Source organism: Frankia sp. CcWB2, assembly GCF_977927585.1.
The window spans coordinates 3,460-5,018 of sequence record NZ_CDWRCM010000136.1; the positions used below are offsets into that span (position 1 = coordinate 3,460).

The window sequence follows — 1,559 nt, forward strand, 5'->3', positions numbered from 1 at the left end:
AGCGTCCGCCGATGACTACCGGCTTTTTCCTCGCCATCGACGGCCCCAGCGGCATCGGCAAGAGCACGGTCACGGCCGCCCTGGCCCGGCAACTCGCCGGCGCCGGGCTGCCGGTGCTGGCGACCAAGGAGCCCACCGCCAGCCCCCTGGGCAGCCTGACCCGCTTCGGTACTGACGACTACCAGGGGATCACCCTCGCCTGCCTGGTGGCGGCCGACCGCTACCAGCACCTTGAAATGGAGATCCGCCCGGCACTGGCAGCTGGCACTGTCGTGGTGTGCGACCGATATGCGGCGTCTTCCCTGGTGCTTCAAGGCCTCGACGGCGTGCCCGCCGACTTCCTATGGACGTTGGCGGCCGCGGCCGACCGGCCCGATCTGACGGTCATCCTCGCGGGCGGCCCCGTCCGCTCCCGCGAGCGGGCGGCCCCGCGCGGCCTCTACAGCCGCTTCCACCGCGGCGGCCCGGAGGCCGGTGCAGCCGAAGCAGATGCCTACCGGACTGTTGCCGCCGAGCTGGAAGCTGCCGGCTACGCCGTGCTGTGCCACGACATCGGGGCTCAGACGGGGGAGGAAGTGGCCGCCGTACTGGCGGCGTCTGTGCTCTCCCGGCTGGAGGGCACCCGTACCGCTTCTTGAGCGGCCCATACCAAGGAGTCGTACGTCTCCACCGTGCGTACGGCTTCCACCCCCAGCGACGCCACGAAGGCCGCCAACTCCTCCTGCACGGCGGCGGCCGGCGCGTCGTCGGGCACCATGCGTTCCAGCTCCAGGAACGTCCCGACCCCTTCCAGCTCATCCAGGCACAACGAAACCTCGCCATGCCGGCCGGTCCGCCGGAACTTGGCAACCCGGACCGTCGCCCAGTAGCCCATGCGAAGGATCGCCTCGTGCATCTGCTGGCGGTCTGCCACTTCCGTCTCGTACTCCAAGCAGTCCTGGGCGTTGGCGCCCGGCTGCTTGAGGGCGAACCAGTGGCGGCCGTTCACCGTGCGCAGCCGCAGGAATGACACGCCAAGCTTGCTGTCTCCGAAGGACCAGCCGAGCGGGGCGAAGGCCTGGTCGTCCTGGTACACCGCCTCGCCGAGGTTGATACCCCGCCCACTGAGCGCGCCAAGCACTGCCTCCAGGTCCGACACGGAATACTTGACTTCAACCTCGCGCACAACGTCTCCCTATAGGTCATGAGGTAGCAGGAAAAATTGTAACGGAACCCCGATGCTGCCTATGAGGGAGCCCGAGGGGAACGGTCAATGCTGGACCAGCTTGATAACCGTCCCCAGCTGGTTGTGTGTGGAATAACTTGGCGCGCGGGGTAGCTGTCTTGCGGCAACCTAAGCGCTCACAATATAATTGGCTTAGTGAACAACTAGAGTTTCGCAGTTTTCTTGATTGCCCTGCGATGGGCATTAAGGAGTCGAAATGAAATAACTTGCGCGTTTCGAACCCTCCACAGGCCTGTGACCTGCGATGATGCTCTCGATCACATATTTGTTACTTCATTACGTCCCCTAAAGCACGTTGATTTAATCCATTGACCGGATGGTGGTGTCCGGGTGT

General features: G+C 64.8%; 2 protein-coding genes. One reads left to right on the plus strand and one right to left on the minus strand.

Going from position 1 to position 1,559, the window contains the following annotated elements:
• A partial coding sequence (tmk, locus tag ACY45C_RS14645) for a dTMP kinase (protein ID WP_462188160.1) occupies window positions 1-638 on the plus strand: 638 nt, incomplete at its 5' end.
• Here the strand turns inward: tmk and ACY45C_RS14650 are convergent.
• The gene (locus ACY45C_RS14650; RefSeq protein ID WP_462188161.1) at window positions 560-1,165 is read right to left on the minus strand and encodes a class IV adenylate cyclase; all 606 of its coding nucleotides are present in this window, start codon (window positions 1,163-1,165) and stop codon (window positions 560-562) included. The genes tmk and ACY45C_RS14650 overlap by 79 nt on opposite strands.
• Window positions 1,166-1,559 lie beyond the last annotated feature (394 nt).